This is a genomic window from Aequorivita lipolytica (genome assembly GCF_007997135.1).
In the GTDB taxonomy this organism is placed as follows: Bacteria; Bacteroidota; Bacteroidia; order Flavobacteriales; family Flavobacteriaceae; genus Aequorivita; species Aequorivita lipolytica.
Map to the genome: position 1 here is coordinate 131603 of NZ_VORU01000002.1, position 16650 is coordinate 148252.

Here is a 16650-nt window from a genome sequence, read left to right on the forward strand (position 1 = left end):
GCGGATTTTTGATGTCATATTTGAAAAATCTAAATCATTTCAAATCAGCACGAAATATATCATGCTTGGAAATGAGTATTTTAAATTGTCTAAATACGAAAAAATAATTCCAGCGAAAAGTATTTTTGTTAAATAGAAAGCAAATTTATGCCCAAAAATAGAATCAAGCGGCTCGAAATTGAAGCTAATATTCAGATTAATTCTTTACGGTACTCAATATCCCAAAAATTTGGAGCATAAAAAAAGGCAAACAAGTGTCTGTGGGAAAAGAGAAACGGCTCGCAATAGTATTTTTATAAAGAAGGGTACTCCTTATTGCTCGCCACCCCGAAGATTTCGCGCATAAAAAAAGGCAAACAAGTGTCTGTGGGAAAAGAGAAACGGCTCGCAATAGTATTTTTATAAAGAAGGGTACTCCTTATTGCTCGCCACCCCGAAGATTTCGCGCATAAAAAAAGGCAAACAAGTGTCTGTGGGAAAAGAGAAACGGCTCGCAATAGTATTTTTATAAAGAAGGGTACTCCTTATTGCTCGCCACCCCGAAGATTTCGCGCATAAAAAAAGGCAAACGATGTTTGCCTTTTTTTGCCCCAAATCTACCATGAACTTAACCTACTTATGCTAATGGTATGTTCAAATATATGGCAATAAAACATTCGAGATTATGCTTTTAGACGAATTGCTTGTTTTTTCGTTGAAAGACATATTTTATTTGTTTTCGGTCAAAAAACCATCTTTTAAATCGAAATTTTAACATTTCAGAAGTGACTTTCAAACGAATTTTAGTAGAAAAGAGTTTAGCAAGAACTTATTTTAGATTTATAAATCTTAGGAATACTTGAATTAGGAATTTGAAAACTTGACAAAAGCTTTAGTAAAAGATGGGAAACGGCTCGCGAGAAAACGGAACGAACAATAGAGATTCCAAAGGCTCGCCACACCCCGCATTTGGTTCATGAAAAAAGGCAGACCTAAGTCTACCTTTTTTGCCCCAAATCTTACCATAGACCTAACCTACTTACGCCTTATGGTAAGCGCAAATATAATTTAAGTTTAGGCACTAAAACAGTGTTAATCAACAATTTCGATTAAGTGGATTGGGTTTCCGATAAACGGTAAAGGCTGTGTTAAAATTTAAAGAATTTAATAAGCACGCTCTGGATTTCCTTCATAGAAGTTAATGTAGGCTCGATTAACCACCCTATTGCCACCAGCGGTTGGATAGTTTCCTGTGAAGTACCAATCACCAAGGTTTTTTGGGCAAGCAATATGCAGATCGTCCACAGACTGAAATATAAGTTTCACTTTGGATGTAATGTCTTCATTACTTATTATTTCAGCTATTTTATCAGAGATTTCTTCATCTGTAAAAGGAGCGTATAACTTCTTCACATGGTTTATTACAGAAACATCTTCCATCGCAACTTGTTCTTTACATTTATGGTAGATTTCTTCAACAATTCCGTAGGTTCCGTCTTCTTTGTGAAGTTCCAAAGCAGCTTGAAATGCAACCAAATGTTCTAAGCGTGCCATATCTATACCGTAACAATCCGGGTAACGAATTTGCGGAGCGGAAGAAACCACAACAATCTGCTTCGGGTGAAGCCTATCAAGCATTTTCAAAATACTTTTCTTTAGAGTAGTTCCACGAACAATGCTATCGTCAATAATAACGAGATTATCATTCGGCTTCACAACGCCGTATGTAACATCATAAACGTGGGCAACCAAATCATCGCGGCTACTATCATCCGTTATAAAGGTTCGAAGCTTTACATCTTTAATGGCTATTTTTTCTGTACGTATTTTATGAGCTTGGATTTGTTGAAGTCGCTCTGGTGTCAAATTTTCCTTCTCGTTCAGAATTGCCTCATTTTTCTGTTTGTTCAGTTCGTCCTGTGCAGCTTCCAACATTCCGTAAAAGGAAGTTTCGGCTGTATTCGGAATGAAAGAGAAGACTGAGTTTTCTGTATCAAAATCTATTGCTTCCAGAATTTTCGGCATTATAAGCCTACCGAGCATTTTTCGCTCTTGATAAATTTCGGCATCGCTTCCACGGGAAAAATAGATGCGCTCGAAAGAACAGGATCTTCGTTCCAAAGGTGGAAGTATTTCAGAAAGTTTCATGCTTCCGTCTTTCTCAATGATAATAGCGTGGCCTGGCTCTAACTCTTTAACTTCCTCAAATGGAACGTTAAAGACTGTTTGTATCGCAGGCCTTTCTGAAGCAACCACAATTACTTCATCATCTTGATAATAATATGCGGGTCGAATTCCGGCTGGATCACGAAGTACAAAGGAATCGCCGTGGCCCAACAGACCTGCCATTGCATAGCCACCGTCCCAGTCAGCGGCAGATTTGCGAAGAATTTTTGCAACATTTAAGTGTTCGGCTATGTAAGGCGATGCTTCTTGTTTATTCAGTCCTTTCGCCTTAGCTTTTTTATATAATTTTCGAACTGCGTCATCTAAAAAGTGGCCTATTTTCTCCATCACCGTAACAGTATCCGCCTTTTCTTTTGGGTGCATTCCAAGCTTTATAAGATTATCAAAAAGCTCGTTGGTATTGGTCATATTGAAATTTCCAGCGATTATCAGATTTCGGTGCATCCAATTGTTTTGACGCAGGAAAGGATGAACATTTTCCACACTATTTATTCCGAAGGTACCGTAGCGAACGTGGCCAAGAAACAATTCACCTATATATGGGATGTTCTTTTTTTGTGCAGCAACATCGTCTTTGTATTCTGGATGATTTGTAAATTCAAGATTTATGCGCTCGTTAATTTGTGCAAAAATATCCTGAATGGGCTGTGCCGCGTTAGAGCGAACACGGCTAATGTAGCGCTCTCCTGGATTTACATCCAATTTAATGCTAGCGAAACCCGCACCGTCCTGCCCGCGGTTGTGCTGTTTTTCCATCATTAAATACATTTTATTTACGCCGTAAAAAGCTGTTCCATATTTTTCTTTGTAATATTCCAAAGGCTTCAACAGTCTTACCAGTGCAATTCCACATTCGTGTTTTAACGCGTCGCTCATATTTTTCTGAAACTATATAAATTACAAAAAACGCCCTGAAATTTCAGGGCGCGTATTTAGGTTAATTTGATATCAAATTGTGTCAAGCTTTTAAATTGCTGCAATCGTTGGTGTACTTCTTTGTTAGAAAGATTCAGTAATCTTTCTGGTCCGAACATTTCTACACAAAACGAAGCCAGTGCAGAACCGTTTATAATGGCATTCTTCATATTGTTAAAGCTATAATTCCCGGTTTTTGCCAAATAGCCCGTAAATCCTCCTGCAAAAGTGTCTCCAGCCCCAGTCGGGTCAAAAACTTCTTCCAGCGGAAGCGCGGGAGCAAAGAAAACGTCGTCATTACCAAAGAGCAATGCCCCGTGTTCGCCTTTCTTTATTACTACATACTTTGGGCCCATTTCCATTATTTTGGCCGCTGCTTTTACTAAGGAGTATTCTCCGGAAAGTTGTCTCGCTTCTTCGTCGTTTATAGTAATCACATCTACTTTAGCAATAACTTGCACCAATTCATTCAGGGCGCTGTCCATCCAGAAATTCATTGTGTCGAGAACAATCAATTTCGGCGAATCCATCTGTTCAATTACTTCTAACTGGACTAATGGATGCAAATTTCCTAACATAACCACTTCTGCGTCACGATAATCTTCGGGAACTTTTGGATTGAAATCTGCAAGCACATTCAAATCAGTTATCAGCGTATCACGCGTATTCATATCATTATGATATTTTCCGCTCCAAAAGAAGGTTTTTCCATTTTCAACAACTTCAAGCCCAGTAAGATCCATTCCTTTTGCTTCCAGCATTTTAAGATCATCCTTTGGAAAATCGCCTCCAACAATTGAAACTATTGCGCCATCTACGTTAAATTGTGAAGCTGCCAAACCTATATAAGTAGCGGCTCCACCAAGAATTTTATCAGTTTTCCCGAAAGGGGTTTCAATAGCGTCAAAGGCAACGGTGCCAACGATAACGAGTTTGCTCATAAAGGGTTTTTGAAATGAGATGCAAAGATACTGTTTTGGGTTTGGATATGCCAAAAAATAAAACCTTTCAGTTTTTAAAGCTGAAAGGTTTTAGAATGATGGATATTAAAATTTTCCCTTCTCGCTACTTTTGAATTGTAATTGCATACTCCTGATATATAAAATTAGTAGCTTCAACTTGTTGTTCATTAACATAAAAAGTGAAAGTTCTATTGTAAGGATTTATGGACTGCACATCATGGACACGCAGTGTATCTACATCTTCATTCGCATAGCGCAATAACCAATATTTGTCTTTTTCAAAAGGCACTGGGCCATTTACATCAACGCCCTCTGCGCCTGAAGCGAATGGAAGAGGTAAATAATCATTACAATTTTCACCACAAGAAATTCCAAAAAGAATAGAATCACCATTTTGAGATTGTATCGTAAGTTTGCCAAGATCAAACCAAAATAACTCCCCATTTCCAATAGGGTGTAATTGCCCATTGAAAAGCTCTTGCTCATTCGAAATTTTTAAATTATCATCTTCATATACCGTTCCATCGGAACGTAATAATTCAAAATTAAGATCGTATATTTTTGGATCTCCTTCGGAAGATTTATTCTCTTTTTCACAACTTAAAAGTGAAAATCCCATTACTATAATTAAAAATATTGTTTTCATAATATTCCCATTTTATTATTAGACTTAAAAATAACATTTAAAGTTTAAAGTTTAATACAAAATGTTTTCATTTAATAATTACTTCCGCCCAAAATCCGCAGGAATTTCTCCCCACGCTTTGGTTTCCCATTTTACGATTTTCGTTTCGTATTTATTTGTTTTGAGCCAGTTTTCGGCTCTTTCAACCAACTCAAAAACTGTTTTGTTTTTTGTAGATTGCTTCAGTTTCGTATTGCATTTTTTCTTTTTTAACCAACCCATCGCAATGCGTGAATCGGTGTAAATGATACGGTCGCTATCATTTTTTTTCAGGAATGCCAAGCCGTGCACAAGTGCTAAAAACTCTCCAATATTATTGGTTCCCTGCTGAAATGGCCCTTGATGAAAAAGTTGTTTGTGCGTTTGTGTATCCACCCCGCGATATTCCATTTTTCCGGGGTTGCCACTGGAAGCAGCATCAACGGCAATTGAATAAAGATTTGGCTCCCCTATTTTTTGAAGCTGTTCTTTTGAAAGTGTATTCTTAATTGTCTTTCCTTTATAATCAGCATATTCTTTATTGTATGCTTTTTTAGCTTCGTCAAAAGTTTCGAAGCTTTTGTATTGTGCGCCTTTTACTCCTTGAATTGAACGCTTGCATTCTTCCCAACTGCCAAAGATTCCAGCGGGATTTCCGAACCAAACCACGTAAAATTTTTGCTTTTTAGCCATAGTCTATAGTGAAAAAGCATTGCCCCAACCCTAAAGGGTGCGCTTTTTCGAAATAAAAAATTTAGATAATTTTCCTCCCTTTAGGGTTGGGGAAGAAAATTGCCGGGATATTTTAAAACTTCTTCAATTATTTTTGGAAACCATTCGTATTCTAAAGTATGGATTTTTTCAGCGACAGTTTTAGGTGTTTCAGTTTTTGAAAGCTTCACTTTTTTCTGTGAAATAATCGCGCCTTCATCATAATTTTCATTCACGTAGTGAACGGTAATGCCAGTTTCAACTTCCTTATTTTTCACTACCGCTTCGTGCACAAAATTGCCGTACATACCTTTTCCACCATATTTGGGAAGTAGTGCCGGGTGTATATTTATTACCTTTTTTGGAAATTCCTCCAGAATGATTTCAGGAAACTTCAAAAGAAAACCTGCCAATATTATAAGATCTGGCTTACTTTCTTTTAAAATTTTCAAAACTCCATCTTTTGAAAATAATTCGTCTTTAGTAAAAGAAACCGAGCCTACATTATTGCTTTTTGCCCTTTCCAAAACTTTTGCATCTTTCTTATTTGAGAGCACAAGAACGACCTCAGCAAATTGGGTCCGTTGAAAATATTTAATAATGTTCTCGGTATTGGTACCGCTACCCGACGCAAAAATTACAATCCGCTTCTTCATTCCCGTTTCCAAAAGTTTTTCCCGAAGTAAATATTAATAAATAAAATAACAAAAGTAAGGCAATAGGGTTTTACTTCGCCCAAAATTGTTTAAATTGGTTTTGCCAATTTTGTATCACAGTAAAATTTTGAAAATTATCAAAGGCACATTTTTAACATTAAATGGTGTTTTCAAATAAAATATTTTATTTTTGCCACTTATAATTAAAATTTAAAATCAAGAATTATGTCAGACATTGCATCACGAGTAAAAGCGATTATCGTAGACAAATTAGGTGTAGACGAAAACGAAGTTGTAAACGAAGCAAGCTTCACCAACGACTTAGGAGCAGACTCCCTAGATACGGTAGAGCTTATCATGGAATTTGAAAAAGAATTTGATATCCAGATTCCGGACGACCAAGCTGAAAACATTGCCACGGTAGGTCAAGCAATTTCCTATATAGAAGCAGCAAAATAAGAATTCTTCTATGGAATTAAAGCGAGTTGTAGTTACAGGTCTTGGCGCCCTTACCCCTATTGGTAACAATATTCAAGAATATTGGGATGCACTTATTAGTGGGAAAAGTGGCTGTGGACCCATAACCTATTTTGATACTGAAAAGTTCAAAACAAAATTCGCTTGCGAATTGAAGAATTTCAACGCAGAAGACCATTTTGATAGGAAAGAAGCCCGAAAACTGGACCGTTTTGCTCAATACGCCCTTGTATCTTCAGATGAAGCGATACTGGACGCCGGAATAAACCTTAATGAGGTCGATAAATTTCGCGTTGGTGTAATTTGGGGAGCCGGAATAGGTGGGTTGGAAACTTTTCAAAATGAAGTAATAAACTTTGCAGAAGGGGATGGAACACCACGTTTCAACCCCTTCTTTATTCCAAAAATGATTGCGGACATTGCGCCCGGAAATATTTCTATAAAGCATGGTTTTATGGGGCCAAACTATACAACAGTTTCGGCCTGTGCCTCAGCAGCCAATGCAATGATAGATGCACTCAACTACATTCGTTTGGGGCATTGTGACGTTATTGTAACTGGTGGAAGCGAAGCTGCTGTAACCATGGCTGGAATGGGAGGTTTTAACGCTATGCACGCTTTATCAACTCGCAACGAAAGTCCTGAAACGGCATCACGTCCTTTTGACGCGACCCGTGACGGTTTTGTTTTAGGCGAAGGAGCTGGAGCGTTGATCCTTGAGGAATACGAACACGCTAAAAAGCGTGGCGCAAAAATTTATGCCGAAGTAGTGGGCGGTGGTATGAGCAGCGATGCCTACCATATGACGGCCCCACACCCAGACGGTATTGGCGTGGAACGCGTTATGCTCAATACCCTGCGCGACGCTAATATGAGCCCAGACGAAGTGGATACTATAAACACCCACGGAACCTCAACTCCACTTGGCGATGTTGCTGAATTGAAAGCTATTGTGAAGGTTTTTGGCGAACACGCGAAAGATATCAACATCAATTCAACAAAATCTATGACGGGACACCTTTTAGGTGCTGCCGGTGCTATTGAAGCTATTGCCTCTATTTTGGCAATGAAATACGGGATTGTTCCACCTACCATTAACCATACTACGGTAGATGAAAACATAGATCCCTCCTTAAACCTAACCTTGAACAAAGCTCAGAAACGCGACATTAAAGTTGCCATGAGCAATACCTTCGGGTTTGGCGGGCACAATGCTTGTGTGCTCTTTAAAAAACTTGATGCCTAAAATAATTAATGGCTTCCATTAAAAACATATTTTCTTCCCGTTCAGACAAAAGCGGGGAATTTACCAATTCCCTAAAAAAAATATTGGGGTTCAAGCCCAAAGACCTTTCTATTTACGAAACCGCTTTCACACATCGTTCCACCAATGAAAAAAATATAAGCGGTCAACCACAAAACTATGAGCGGCTCGAGTTTTTAGGTGATGCCATGCTCGGCGCCGTAATTGCAGCGCACTTGTTTAAAAAAGTACCTGGCGGCAACGAGGGTTATCTTACTAAAATGAGGAGTAAAGTGGTAAGTCGCGAGCATTTAAATGAACTTGGCCGTGACTTAAACCTCATTATATTTTTAAAAACTACCATCCCCACGCAACAATTTAGTGGAAATATTTACGGTAACGTTTTTGAAGCATTGGTTGGTGCCATTTATCTAGACCGCGGTTTTAAGTACTGTGAAAAATTTATTCAAAAAAGGGTTATTAAGCCCTATGTAGATATTAAAAAGCTGGAAGGAAAAGTAATCAGTTATAAAAGTCTTTTTATTGAATGGTGTCAAAAGAATAAGAAACAATTCAATTTTGAAATTTACGAAGACAACGGAAAAGATGAGCTGAAACATTTCGCCGTTCGCCTAAAACTTGGAGATGAAATTGTGGCAAAAGCTCGCGCTACTTCAAAAAAGAAAGCGGAAGAGAGAGCTGCAAAAAGAGCTTTCTACAAACTTAAGATAAAGGTTGATTCAGAAAAGCCTTAGAGCCAAAAGTTATATTTCTATCAAATTTTCTATTCGTAACTAAGTTCTTTAGTTATTACCTTCAAAGTTGACTATTTTTGTAAGGCACGTGACAGTAGTGCCAATTGTAACAATCAGGAACCACAGCATCTAAAATCTATATGGCAAATCACAAATTAATTTTTGATGAAGATTTTGAAGAGCCTTACACGCTCATAGCCATCCATTGTAGTGAAGAAGCATATAAATTGGGATATTTGATTAATCAACATCTTAAACTAAAATTAAAAAGAAGCCACACCGATTTAGATTTTTCAACAGAAGGTTTGCTTATAACTTTTCCGTTGTATGATTTTGAGGATGTGTACAAATACACGCACTTTTACCTAGTGGCAAATAAATGCAAGTCGGTTAATGCAGTATTGCAAAGCTCTGGCGGCTTATTTGCTGAAATGGTTTCAGAAAAAGCAACGGTTCATTATCTGCTTCCCGAATTTAAAAAAGTAGATTATTTTCTGAAAATTTATTCAGATTTTGGAACAATTTCGCTGCGAAAAATTCTTTCAGAAATAAACGAGATAAAACAAGTTATTTCTGCCTATAACGTAGAAATGGACAATATAAAATCAAAGAACAATTTAATTTTCGACTAAATGTCAAATCAAAAAAGAACCAAAATAGTTGCCACGCTTGGCCCATCCACTTCTTCAAAAGAAATCTTGAGACATATGATTTTAGAAGGTGTAGATGTTTTTAGGGTAAATTTTTCGCACGCTGATTATGCAACTGTAAAAAAGACTATTAAAATTATCCGAAATCTTTCCGAAGAATTAGATATCCATGTAGCCATCCTTGGCGACCTTCAGGGACCGAAACTTCGTGTTGGGATGATGAAGGAGGAAGTGGTTGTGCAGCCTGGCGATGAACTTTCCTTTTGCACAGGTGAAGAATTTGAAGGCACCAAAACACGAGTTTACATGAATTACGACAAATTTCCGCGGGATGTAAACCCTGGCGAACGTGTTCTTTTGGATGATGGTAAACTAATTTTTGAAGTACTTGAAACCAATGGACGGGACGAAGTAAAAGTGATGGTAATACAAGGCGGGCCGTTGCGTTCCAAAAAAGGAGTAAACCTTCCAAATACCAATATTTCACTGCCCGCACTTACGGCAAAAGACAAGGCAGATGCCATTTTCGCAATTGAACAAAAGGTAGATTGGATGGCACTTTCCTTTGTACGCCACGCAGAAGATTTAAAAGAATTACAGGCAATTATTGAAGCACATTCGGAATATAAAATTCCTATCATCGCCAAAATTGAAAAACCAGAAGCAGTTGAAAACATTGATAAAATAGTAGCTTATTGCGACGGTTTGATGGTAGCCCGTGGCGATTTAGGCGTAGAAGTTCCCGCTGAGGAAGTTCCATTAATTCAGAAGGAATTAGTGCTTACTGCAAAACGTGCGCGCATTCCAGTAATTATTGCAACACAAATGATGGAAACGATGATAACCTCGTTAACACCAACCCGTGCCGAAGTGAATGACGTAGCAAACTCCGTAATGGATGGCGCCGATGCTGTAATGCTTTCTGGTGAAACTTCTGTTGGTAATTATCCCGTTGCGGTCATAAAAACAATGACCAAAATTCTAAAAAGTGTAGAAAATTCTGAATTGATTCACGTACCTCACGAACCTCCGCAGATTAAAACGAATCGTTACGTTACAAAATCCATTTGTTATCACGCGGCGCAAATGGCCAATGAAATTGAGGCACAAGCAATCTGTACGTTAACAAATAGTGGGTACACAGCCTTTCAAATTTCGGCTTGGCGGCCTTCTGCGTTTATCTTGGCGTTTACGAGTAACAAACGAATTCTTGCACGTTTAAATCTGTTGTGGGGCGTAAAAGCATTTTATTACGATAAATATGTAAGTACAGATGAAACCGTGGATGATGTAAATAGAATTGCTTTTGAAAAAGGCTACGTGCACAAAGGCGACTATTTAATCAATCTCGCGGCTATGCCTATTGTGGATAAGGGAATGGTAAATACGTTGCGGGTTTCGCAGGTGAAATGAATTTTTAACATTGACAAAGTTTTAAAATTTGTCAATATTAATTTCAGAATAAGGATTTTATTCTTTTATAACTTTTTTTACGAGTTCTCCGCTATCGGTTGTTATTGTTAAAAAATAAATGCCGCTTTGAAGGTTTGTAATATCCACTTCCTGAATATTCCCGTTTTGTTGAAGAACCTTTTTACCCAAAATATCAAAAACGCTAGCACCTACAATGTTTTCAGTTTTTGAATCTATAAAGACCAAACCATTTGTAGGATTGGGGTAGATTTTTACAGTATCTAATTGGTTCTCATCAATCCCAATAATTGTCATGTTTTCATACCAAGCTATTTTATCATCATTTTGGGATGCAGAAATTACGTCAATGTCACCATCGTTGTCAATATCAGCAGCATACACATGGCGGGGAAATTGAACTTCTGTTGTTATTACGTTTTTCGTTCCATAAGTGCCTTGCCCGTCTAAATTTTCAAACCGTACCACTTCTCCTCCAAAAGTTTCGGCAAGGGTAGATAAAACATCATTATCGCCATCATTGTCAAGATCTGCCACATAAACAGTCCAAGCACTGTCTAATGTATTTGTAATTACAATTTTTGGCCCGAAATTACCAAGCCCATCTATGTTTTCATACCAAGCCACTTCATTGTCTCCTGGAGATGCTGAAAAAACATCCATATCATTATCTCCATCGGCATCAGCGACAAAGATTCCATTTGAATATGAGGCAAAATCGCGAATAACACGTCGCGAGCCAAAGTTGCCCAAACCATCTAAGTTTTCATACCAGAATATTTTTGCAACATCTGGGGCATTCCCGTTGCCCACCACATCAAGATCTCCATCGCCGTCCATATCGGCAGCCACTACGGAGCGTGAATTGACCAGGTTGTCATCTATAATTATTCTAAAGCTAAAATCTCCGCTGCCATCAAGGTTTTCGTGCCAAGCCAAGCCCGAACCATCAGATGCCGAAACAACATCATTATCGCCATCACCATCCAAATCGATCGCTATGACCGAAAAACCGCCATCGGCATTTCCAGCGATTCCTATTTCTGGACCGAAATTCCCAAGACCATCTAAATTTTCGTACCATACCACGCGGTCTAAGGAAGAAGATACTCCCAATACGTCAATATCGCCATCATTATCCAGATCCGCCGCGTATATTGCTTTTGTTTCACTAAGAAGTCCTATTAGGTTCAAAGAGCTAAAAGTGCCATTACCGTCCATATTTCGATACCAAGCAATATTATTTTTAAATCTTGCGGCAGATAAAATATCTAATTTTCCATCCCCGTCTATATCTGCCGTAAAAACTTGAACCGGAAGCTCTGCCTCTGTAGAAATTATTTGTTGCGGACCAAACTGTGAATATCCATTAAAAAATAATAATGGTATAAAAATCAATATATATCTCATCTTTTAATAGATAAAAAGAAAGGCTCTATTTTTTAGAGCCTTTCTAAAATTAAACTTTAATTTTCCTTAAAAATAATATCCTGATCTGTAGCTCCGTCAAGATAATTCTTTTCTACTTTATAAAGACCGGGGTTTAACTCATTAATTAAAGTTGGGTGGTTTATGCCTAAGGAATCCTTTGGTGTAATGGTAATATTGGAATTTAAAACACCATCATTAAATCTAGTCACGCTTCCCCATGCTGGCTTGTTATTGTAGTTGTCATAACATCTTCGTGTTAATTGACCATTGGCAATACAGGGCGAGATCAAATCTATAAAGATGGCAGTATGGTTGGGGTGGGTTATGATACTGAAATCTGTCTCATATTTGCTAATGGTTAAAACCGCATTGGTGTTATAATAAAAAGAGGTGTCGTTATAATCTGAAGGCAGGGGGCAATCGCAACTGCATTCCACAAACTTATAGTCGAATCCCGGCTGGAACAAAGGTACATAATTGGCAGGGCTTCCCTGCGTACTGCTATAAAAATATTCGCCCGCATAAGGTTCGTACAACGAGGCAACATCAGTCAAGGCAGCGTTATAATATCCTACATCAATTGCTTGCCGCATCCGTATTCCCTGTCCTGTTGAAAAATAGTGGTTCCCACCACAGGGAATATTCACCCTTTTGCCCATGGTATTTATTATATCTTCGTGGAGTATATTATATGGGGTATTGCAATTGTCTATTTCAGCACCCGAATATTCACAATTAGAATCAGTATTTGTAGGGTTAAAACCAATATTGGCAGCTGTATCTACCACTCTATCTCCAGCAGTGATTGCATTGAAACAAGTATTGTTCGGATCACGAGTCGCATTTTCGGCTGCTGAGTTGGTATGGATAAGGTCTAAATTGTGGCCAATCTCGTGTGTTAAAATTGGAGTTAACAAGCTCGCAGAACTAACACCGCAAATAAGCGATTTGTAACTCGCAATTCCTCCAAAACCGTTGGCCCAGCCAAAAGCATAAACATTAAAGGCATTTTCATCCTTATAACCATTGGCAGCGGCCCAATTGAGCATAGCGCCATATTGTCCTGCATTTTGAAGTACAAAATACCCATCGGGATCACCTGGCAATGCCGGGCTGTCAATTGCTTCATAGCCACGGTATTTAAAATATATACCAAACTTGTTATAGAGAATGTTCAAATTTGCCACTCCCTGCAAAACATCGTTCGCCCTATTGGGAAAATAATCAATACCATTAGGATGATTAATCCCCCAGAACTTAATATTAAATACTACAATTTCACAGTCATCAAAAAAATTTTCATCTGTGGAATAGCTATAAACCCCGGAAGGATCTGTGCTTGTTGGTTCGGGTGTTGCACACTCTGCATTATTCTGTTGTGCGTTCATGAAAAGTACATTTATATGTACAAAAAAGAAGTAGGTTTTTCATAATTAAAAAGATTTGGGTTAATAATATCTTAAATATATGCAAAAATAATTACCGAACGGTAATTGTATGGATTTTTTCGACCACTGACCTTCGTGTCATTGGATGCAAAAGAAAATAATACCGATTTATTACGCTGGCTTGCAGAAAGAACAAAGGAGCTTCGAGTACAAAAAGACTTGACCCAGCTCCAGTGTTTTCACGAGACTAATGTACATGTGGGGAGGATTGAGCAAGGCAAACGGGACATCTCTTTCACTACCTTGATAAAACTGTGCGATTACTTCAGTATTACCCCAGAAGAATTTTTTGAGGGTTTTAAATATCTTCCCAAAAAATAAAATTAACGCTCTCGCGGGAATTTATCAATAGAATTGAAAATGGAAAAGTAAATATCTCGCTAACGAATGTAGTGGAAATTGCTAAATCCTTAGATATTACATCTAAGGATTTATTGGATTTTAATCTATAAACTAACTTATACTTGGCAAAATTTTATTCATTCTAATCCGCCACCTCCACCTTCTCAAGCTTCATCCCATTCGCTTCTTTGGTAATAGTAACATTATAACCAAAACCGGTGGTCTTATAATTGTAAACTATTTTTTGAAGCTCATTTTCATTTCGTAAAATCTGTAACTCGCTTACAAGATCGGTTTTCTTTTTATTGCCGTTTTGCTGGGTTTCGCTATTGGAACCTTTCGGGTTTGGAAAAGCAAATTCCTTTGGAATATTGAAAAGTTGCTGCGCTGTAAAAAACGCTTCGTGCCATTTATCCGTTGGCAAAATCAAAGTTTCGGTTTTGGTGGGTTTACTTGCCGTGCCTCCGGTTGCTTCGGAATAATTCATCTTTGGGAAATCCTTTTTTAATTCCTCAGAATAGTTTTTTGCGGAAGCATCTTCCCCGGGAGGGGAAAATTTCGACATAAAACCATTAAATGCAAATCCCTTTTTATTGTTGTATTCAATCTCATCCATCGCGCCATCAATTCCGCCCACGTTCATCGTTGTTTTTCCTTCGGAATTCACAAGTTTTACTTTTGTTCCCAGTGGCATTACGGCCAACTTTGCACTTTGAAGATTTGGAAATTCGCGCAAGGTCAAACCACTTACCGCGGTAACGTACATAGCATCGGGAGCGGTTTCTGTGGGAATGGAATCAGTCACAACTGTTTGATTTCCTTCGTTATTTTTGGCGTCGTTTTTACAGGAAAAAAGAAATGTAAAACCTACAAGGGTAAGGATAGAAAAAGCTACGGTCTTCATAATCTGGAGTTTTAAATTAGCTAAAGATAAGTAGCTTTTTTACATAATTAAAATTTATGATTCGGTGTCCTCCCCAACCCCTCCAAAGGAGGGGCTTTAAACTCCCTTCCCTTTGGGAAGGGCCGGGGATGGGACTAAAATTCAAATTTCAATTGTACGTCTATTGATTCTTTCGGAGCCTGCTTTTTCTTTGGAGTTTCGTTGTTTAGGTTTGAAATTGAAATTCCCAACAACCGTACCGATTCCTTCATCTTTTCCTGAAATAACAATTCTTTAACCACATCCAAAATCAATTCTTTTGAAGCGATAAAAAGCGGAAGTGTTTTACTGCGGGTTTGCAGTGTGAAATCGCGGTATTTTATTTTCAAAGTAACAGTTTTTCCAGCTAGTTTACTCTTCTGCAAACGCTTTTCAACTTCAGCTGCAATTTCTTCGAGACGTTCCATCATAAAAATTTCAGAAGAAATATTTTCTGAAAACGTATGTTCCGCCGCCAATGATTTCTGTGTTCGCGAAGGTTTCACTTTGCTGTTGTGAATTCCGCGAACCACCTTGTAATAAAATCCACCACTCTTCCCGAAGTTTTCTTCTAAAAAGTCAAAGGTTTTTCCTTTTAAATCCTTTCCTGTAAAAATTCCCAAACGGTACATTTTCTCCTTTGTGACTTTCCCAACGCCATAAAATTTCTTTACATCCAGCGTTTCCAAAAATGGGACTACTTCCTCCGGACCAATTGTTTTTTGTCCGTTGGGTTTGTTAATATCACTGGCAATTTTTGCAACAAATTTATTCATCGAAATTCCCGCGGAAGCATTCAAACCAGTCTTTTCCTTTATCTTTTTTCGAATTTCCGCAGCGATCATTGTTGCACTGGGATTGCCTTTTTTATTTTCGGTAACGTCCAGATAAGCTTCATCCAGCGAAAGCGGCTCAACCAAATCTGTATATTCAAAAAATATTTTCCGAATTTGTGTTGAAACTTCTTTATAACGGTCAAAATTAGTGCGCACAAAAATTAATTCGGGGCAAAGTTTTCTAGCCATTGCACCGCTCATCGCGCTGCGAACCCCGAATTTTCTTGCCTCATAACTCGCTGCCGCAACTACCCCGCGCGCAGAACTTCCACCAACCGCCAAAGGTTTCCCGCGCAATTCGGGGTTGTCCAGCTGCTCCACGGACGCGTAAAAAGCGTCCATATCTACGTGGATTATTTTGCGGATTGGGAACGAGTCTTGCATCTTGTCTCTGGCTTTGACAAAGTTTTAAACTTTGTCAAAGTTAAGGTTTAGAATTCTTCTATACCTGATATTCTTGGTGTTTGAGAATGTACAAAAACGAAATTTTCAACACTATCAAAATAATTCAAAACCTCTTTCCTCATTAATAAAGTAGGCTTCTTTGAAATTAGGGAATTATATGATGAATGTTGCCATTGATTTGGAAAGTTACAAAGCCCAGCTTCTACAGGGTTTGTATGAATGTAATGCATTAATTTTCTAAAATAAATTTCATCCAAAACTTCTTTTCGTTTAAATGGTCTCATAAAAAGATTTCCTTTTCTTGATTCCTGTTTATTAAAAGCTTGTGTATAAGAACTAAATAAATTTGAAAATTGCTTGCTTACATATAAATTTTGCTTTTTAGAATTTTTATAGTTTTCAATTTTCAAAAGTTCCTTGTGGGATTTTACTTTAACTAAAAAGTGGAAATGATTTGGCATTAAACAATAGCAAAAGGTTTCGACAACTGGAAAAAGATATTTCTTATATTTTCGAAGAAAGAATTCATAATTTTCTGATGAAGTGAAAATATGTTCCTTTCCGTTGGCACGATTGTAAATATGAAAGTGTCTGTCCGTTTCCAAAATATTATTTTTTAGAACTATTAAGATAAAT

Annotated in this window: 17 protein-coding genes; 7 read left to right on the top strand and 10 right to left on the bottom strand. The window is 37.8% G+C overall.

The window, feature by feature from the left end:
• Positions 1–1143: 1143 nt before the first annotated feature.
• The 5 genes from ESV24_RS03075 to purN form a co-directional block, all read right to left on the bottom strand.
• Positions 1144–3042, bottom strand: coding sequence for an amidophosphoribosyltransferase (locus tag ESV24_RS03075; protein ID WP_111815211.1), 1899 nt, complete (start codon positions 3040–3042; stop codon positions 1144–1146).
• 56 nt (positions 3043–3098) lie between these two features.
• Complete coding sequence (locus tag ESV24_RS03080) at positions 3099–4022, bottom strand: PfkB family carbohydrate kinase (protein ID WP_111815212.1); 924 nt, start codon at positions 4020–4022, stop codon at positions 3099–3101.
• A 124-nt stretch (positions 4023–4146) separates the two neighbouring features.
• Positions 4147–4689 (bottom strand): hypothetical protein, encoded by a 543-nt coding sequence (locus tag ESV24_RS03085; RefSeq protein WP_111815213.1) that lies wholly within the window; start codon positions 4687–4689, stop codon positions 4147–4149.
• Positions 4690–4767: 78 nt separating this feature from the next.
• Positions 4768–5400 (bottom strand): ribonuclease H1 domain-containing protein, encoded by a 633-nt coding sequence (locus tag ESV24_RS03090; RefSeq protein WP_111815214.1) that lies wholly within the window; start codon positions 5398–5400, stop codon positions 4768–4770.
• An 80-nt stretch (positions 5401–5480) separates the two neighbouring features.
• The gene (gene purN, locus ESV24_RS03095) at positions 5481–6074 is read right to left on the bottom strand and encodes a phosphoribosylglycinamide formyltransferase (RefSeq protein WP_111815215.1); all 594 of its coding nucleotides are present in this window, start codon (positions 6072–6074) and stop codon (positions 5481–5483) included.
• Between the two features lie 225 nt (positions 6075–6299).
• On the opposite strand from purN, the gene ESV24_RS03100 reads away from it, so the two are divergent.
• The 5 genes from ESV24_RS03100 to pyk all read left to right on the top strand — a co-directional run bounded on the left by ESV24_RS03100 (position 6300) and on the right by pyk (position 10612).
• The gene (locus ESV24_RS03100; protein ID WP_014781833.1) at positions 6300–6533 is read left to right on the top strand and encodes an acyl carrier protein; all 234 of its coding nucleotides are present in this window, start codon (positions 6300–6302) and stop codon (positions 6531–6533) included.
• A 10-nt stretch (positions 6534–6543) separates the two neighbouring features.
• Complete coding sequence (fabF, locus tag ESV24_RS03105) at positions 6544–7797, top strand: beta-ketoacyl-ACP synthase II (protein WP_111815216.1); 1254 nt, start codon at positions 6544–6546, stop codon at positions 7795–7797.
• Positions 7798–7805: 8 nt separating this feature from the next.
• Positions 7806–8549 (top strand): ribonuclease III, encoded by a 744-nt coding sequence (gene rnc, locus ESV24_RS03110; RefSeq protein ID WP_111815217.1) that lies wholly within the window; start codon positions 7806–7808, stop codon positions 8547–8549.
• Positions 8550–8689: 140 nt separating this feature from the next.
• Positions 8690–9181 (top strand): IPExxxVDY family protein, encoded by a 492-nt coding sequence (locus ESV24_RS03115; RefSeq protein WP_111815218.1) that lies wholly within the window; start codon positions 8690–8692, stop codon positions 9179–9181.
• Positions 9182–10612, top strand: a complete 1431-nt coding sequence (pyk, locus tag ESV24_RS03120; RefSeq protein WP_111815219.1) for a pyruvate kinase — start codon at positions 9182–9184, stop codon at positions 10610–10612. It abuts the gene before it with no gap.
• Between the two features lie 57 nt (positions 10613–10669).
• Here the strand turns inward: pyk and ESV24_RS03125 are convergent, their stop codons facing one another.
• Positions 10670–12040: a T9SS type A sorting domain-containing protein gene (locus ESV24_RS03125; RefSeq protein WP_111815220.1), complete on the bottom strand. Its 1371-nt coding sequence runs from the start codon at positions 12038–12040 to the stop codon at positions 10670–10672.
• Between the two features lie 56 nt (positions 12041–12096).
• Positions 12097–13449 carry a hypothetical protein gene (locus ESV24_RS03130; RefSeq protein WP_111815221.1) on the bottom strand — a complete coding sequence of 451 codons (1353 nt, stop codon included), beginning with the start codon at positions 13447–13449 and terminating at the stop codon, positions 12097–12099.
• Positions 13450–13590: 141 nt separating this feature from the next.
• Between ESV24_RS03130 and ESV24_RS03135 the strand changes: the two genes are divergently transcribed.
• Positions 13591–13830 carry a helix-turn-helix domain-containing protein gene (locus tag ESV24_RS03135; protein WP_111815222.1) on the top strand — a complete coding sequence of 80 codons (240 nt, stop codon included), beginning with the start codon at positions 13591–13593 and terminating at the stop codon, positions 13828–13830.
• Positions 13827–13961: a helix-turn-helix domain-containing protein gene (locus ESV24_RS15650; RefSeq protein WP_394364091.1), complete on the top strand. Its 135-nt coding sequence runs from the start codon at positions 13827–13829 to the stop codon at positions 13959–13961. Before ESV24_RS03135 ends, ESV24_RS15650 begins: the two co-directional genes overlap by 4 nt.
• A 32-nt stretch (positions 13962–13993) precedes the next feature.
• On the opposite strand, the gene ESV24_RS03145 is transcribed toward ESV24_RS15650, so the two are convergent.
• From ESV24_RS03145 to ESV24_RS03155, 3 genes are all read right to left on the bottom strand, one after another.
• Positions 13994–14755, bottom strand: a complete 762-nt coding sequence (locus ESV24_RS03145) for an SH3 domain-containing protein (protein ID WP_111815223.1) — start codon at positions 14753–14755, stop codon at positions 13994–13996.
• Positions 14756–14889: 134 nt separating this feature from the next.
• Complete coding sequence (dinB, locus tag ESV24_RS03150) at positions 14890–15993, bottom strand: DNA polymerase IV (protein ID WP_111815224.1); 1104 nt, start codon at positions 15991–15993, stop codon at positions 14890–14892.
• A 47-nt stretch (positions 15994–16040) separates the two neighbouring features.
• A complete protein-coding gene (locus ESV24_RS03155) occupies positions 16041–16619 on the bottom strand; it encodes a transposase (protein ID WP_146743133.1) in 579 nt (192 codons plus the stop codon).
• Positions 16620–16650 lie beyond the last annotated feature (31 nt).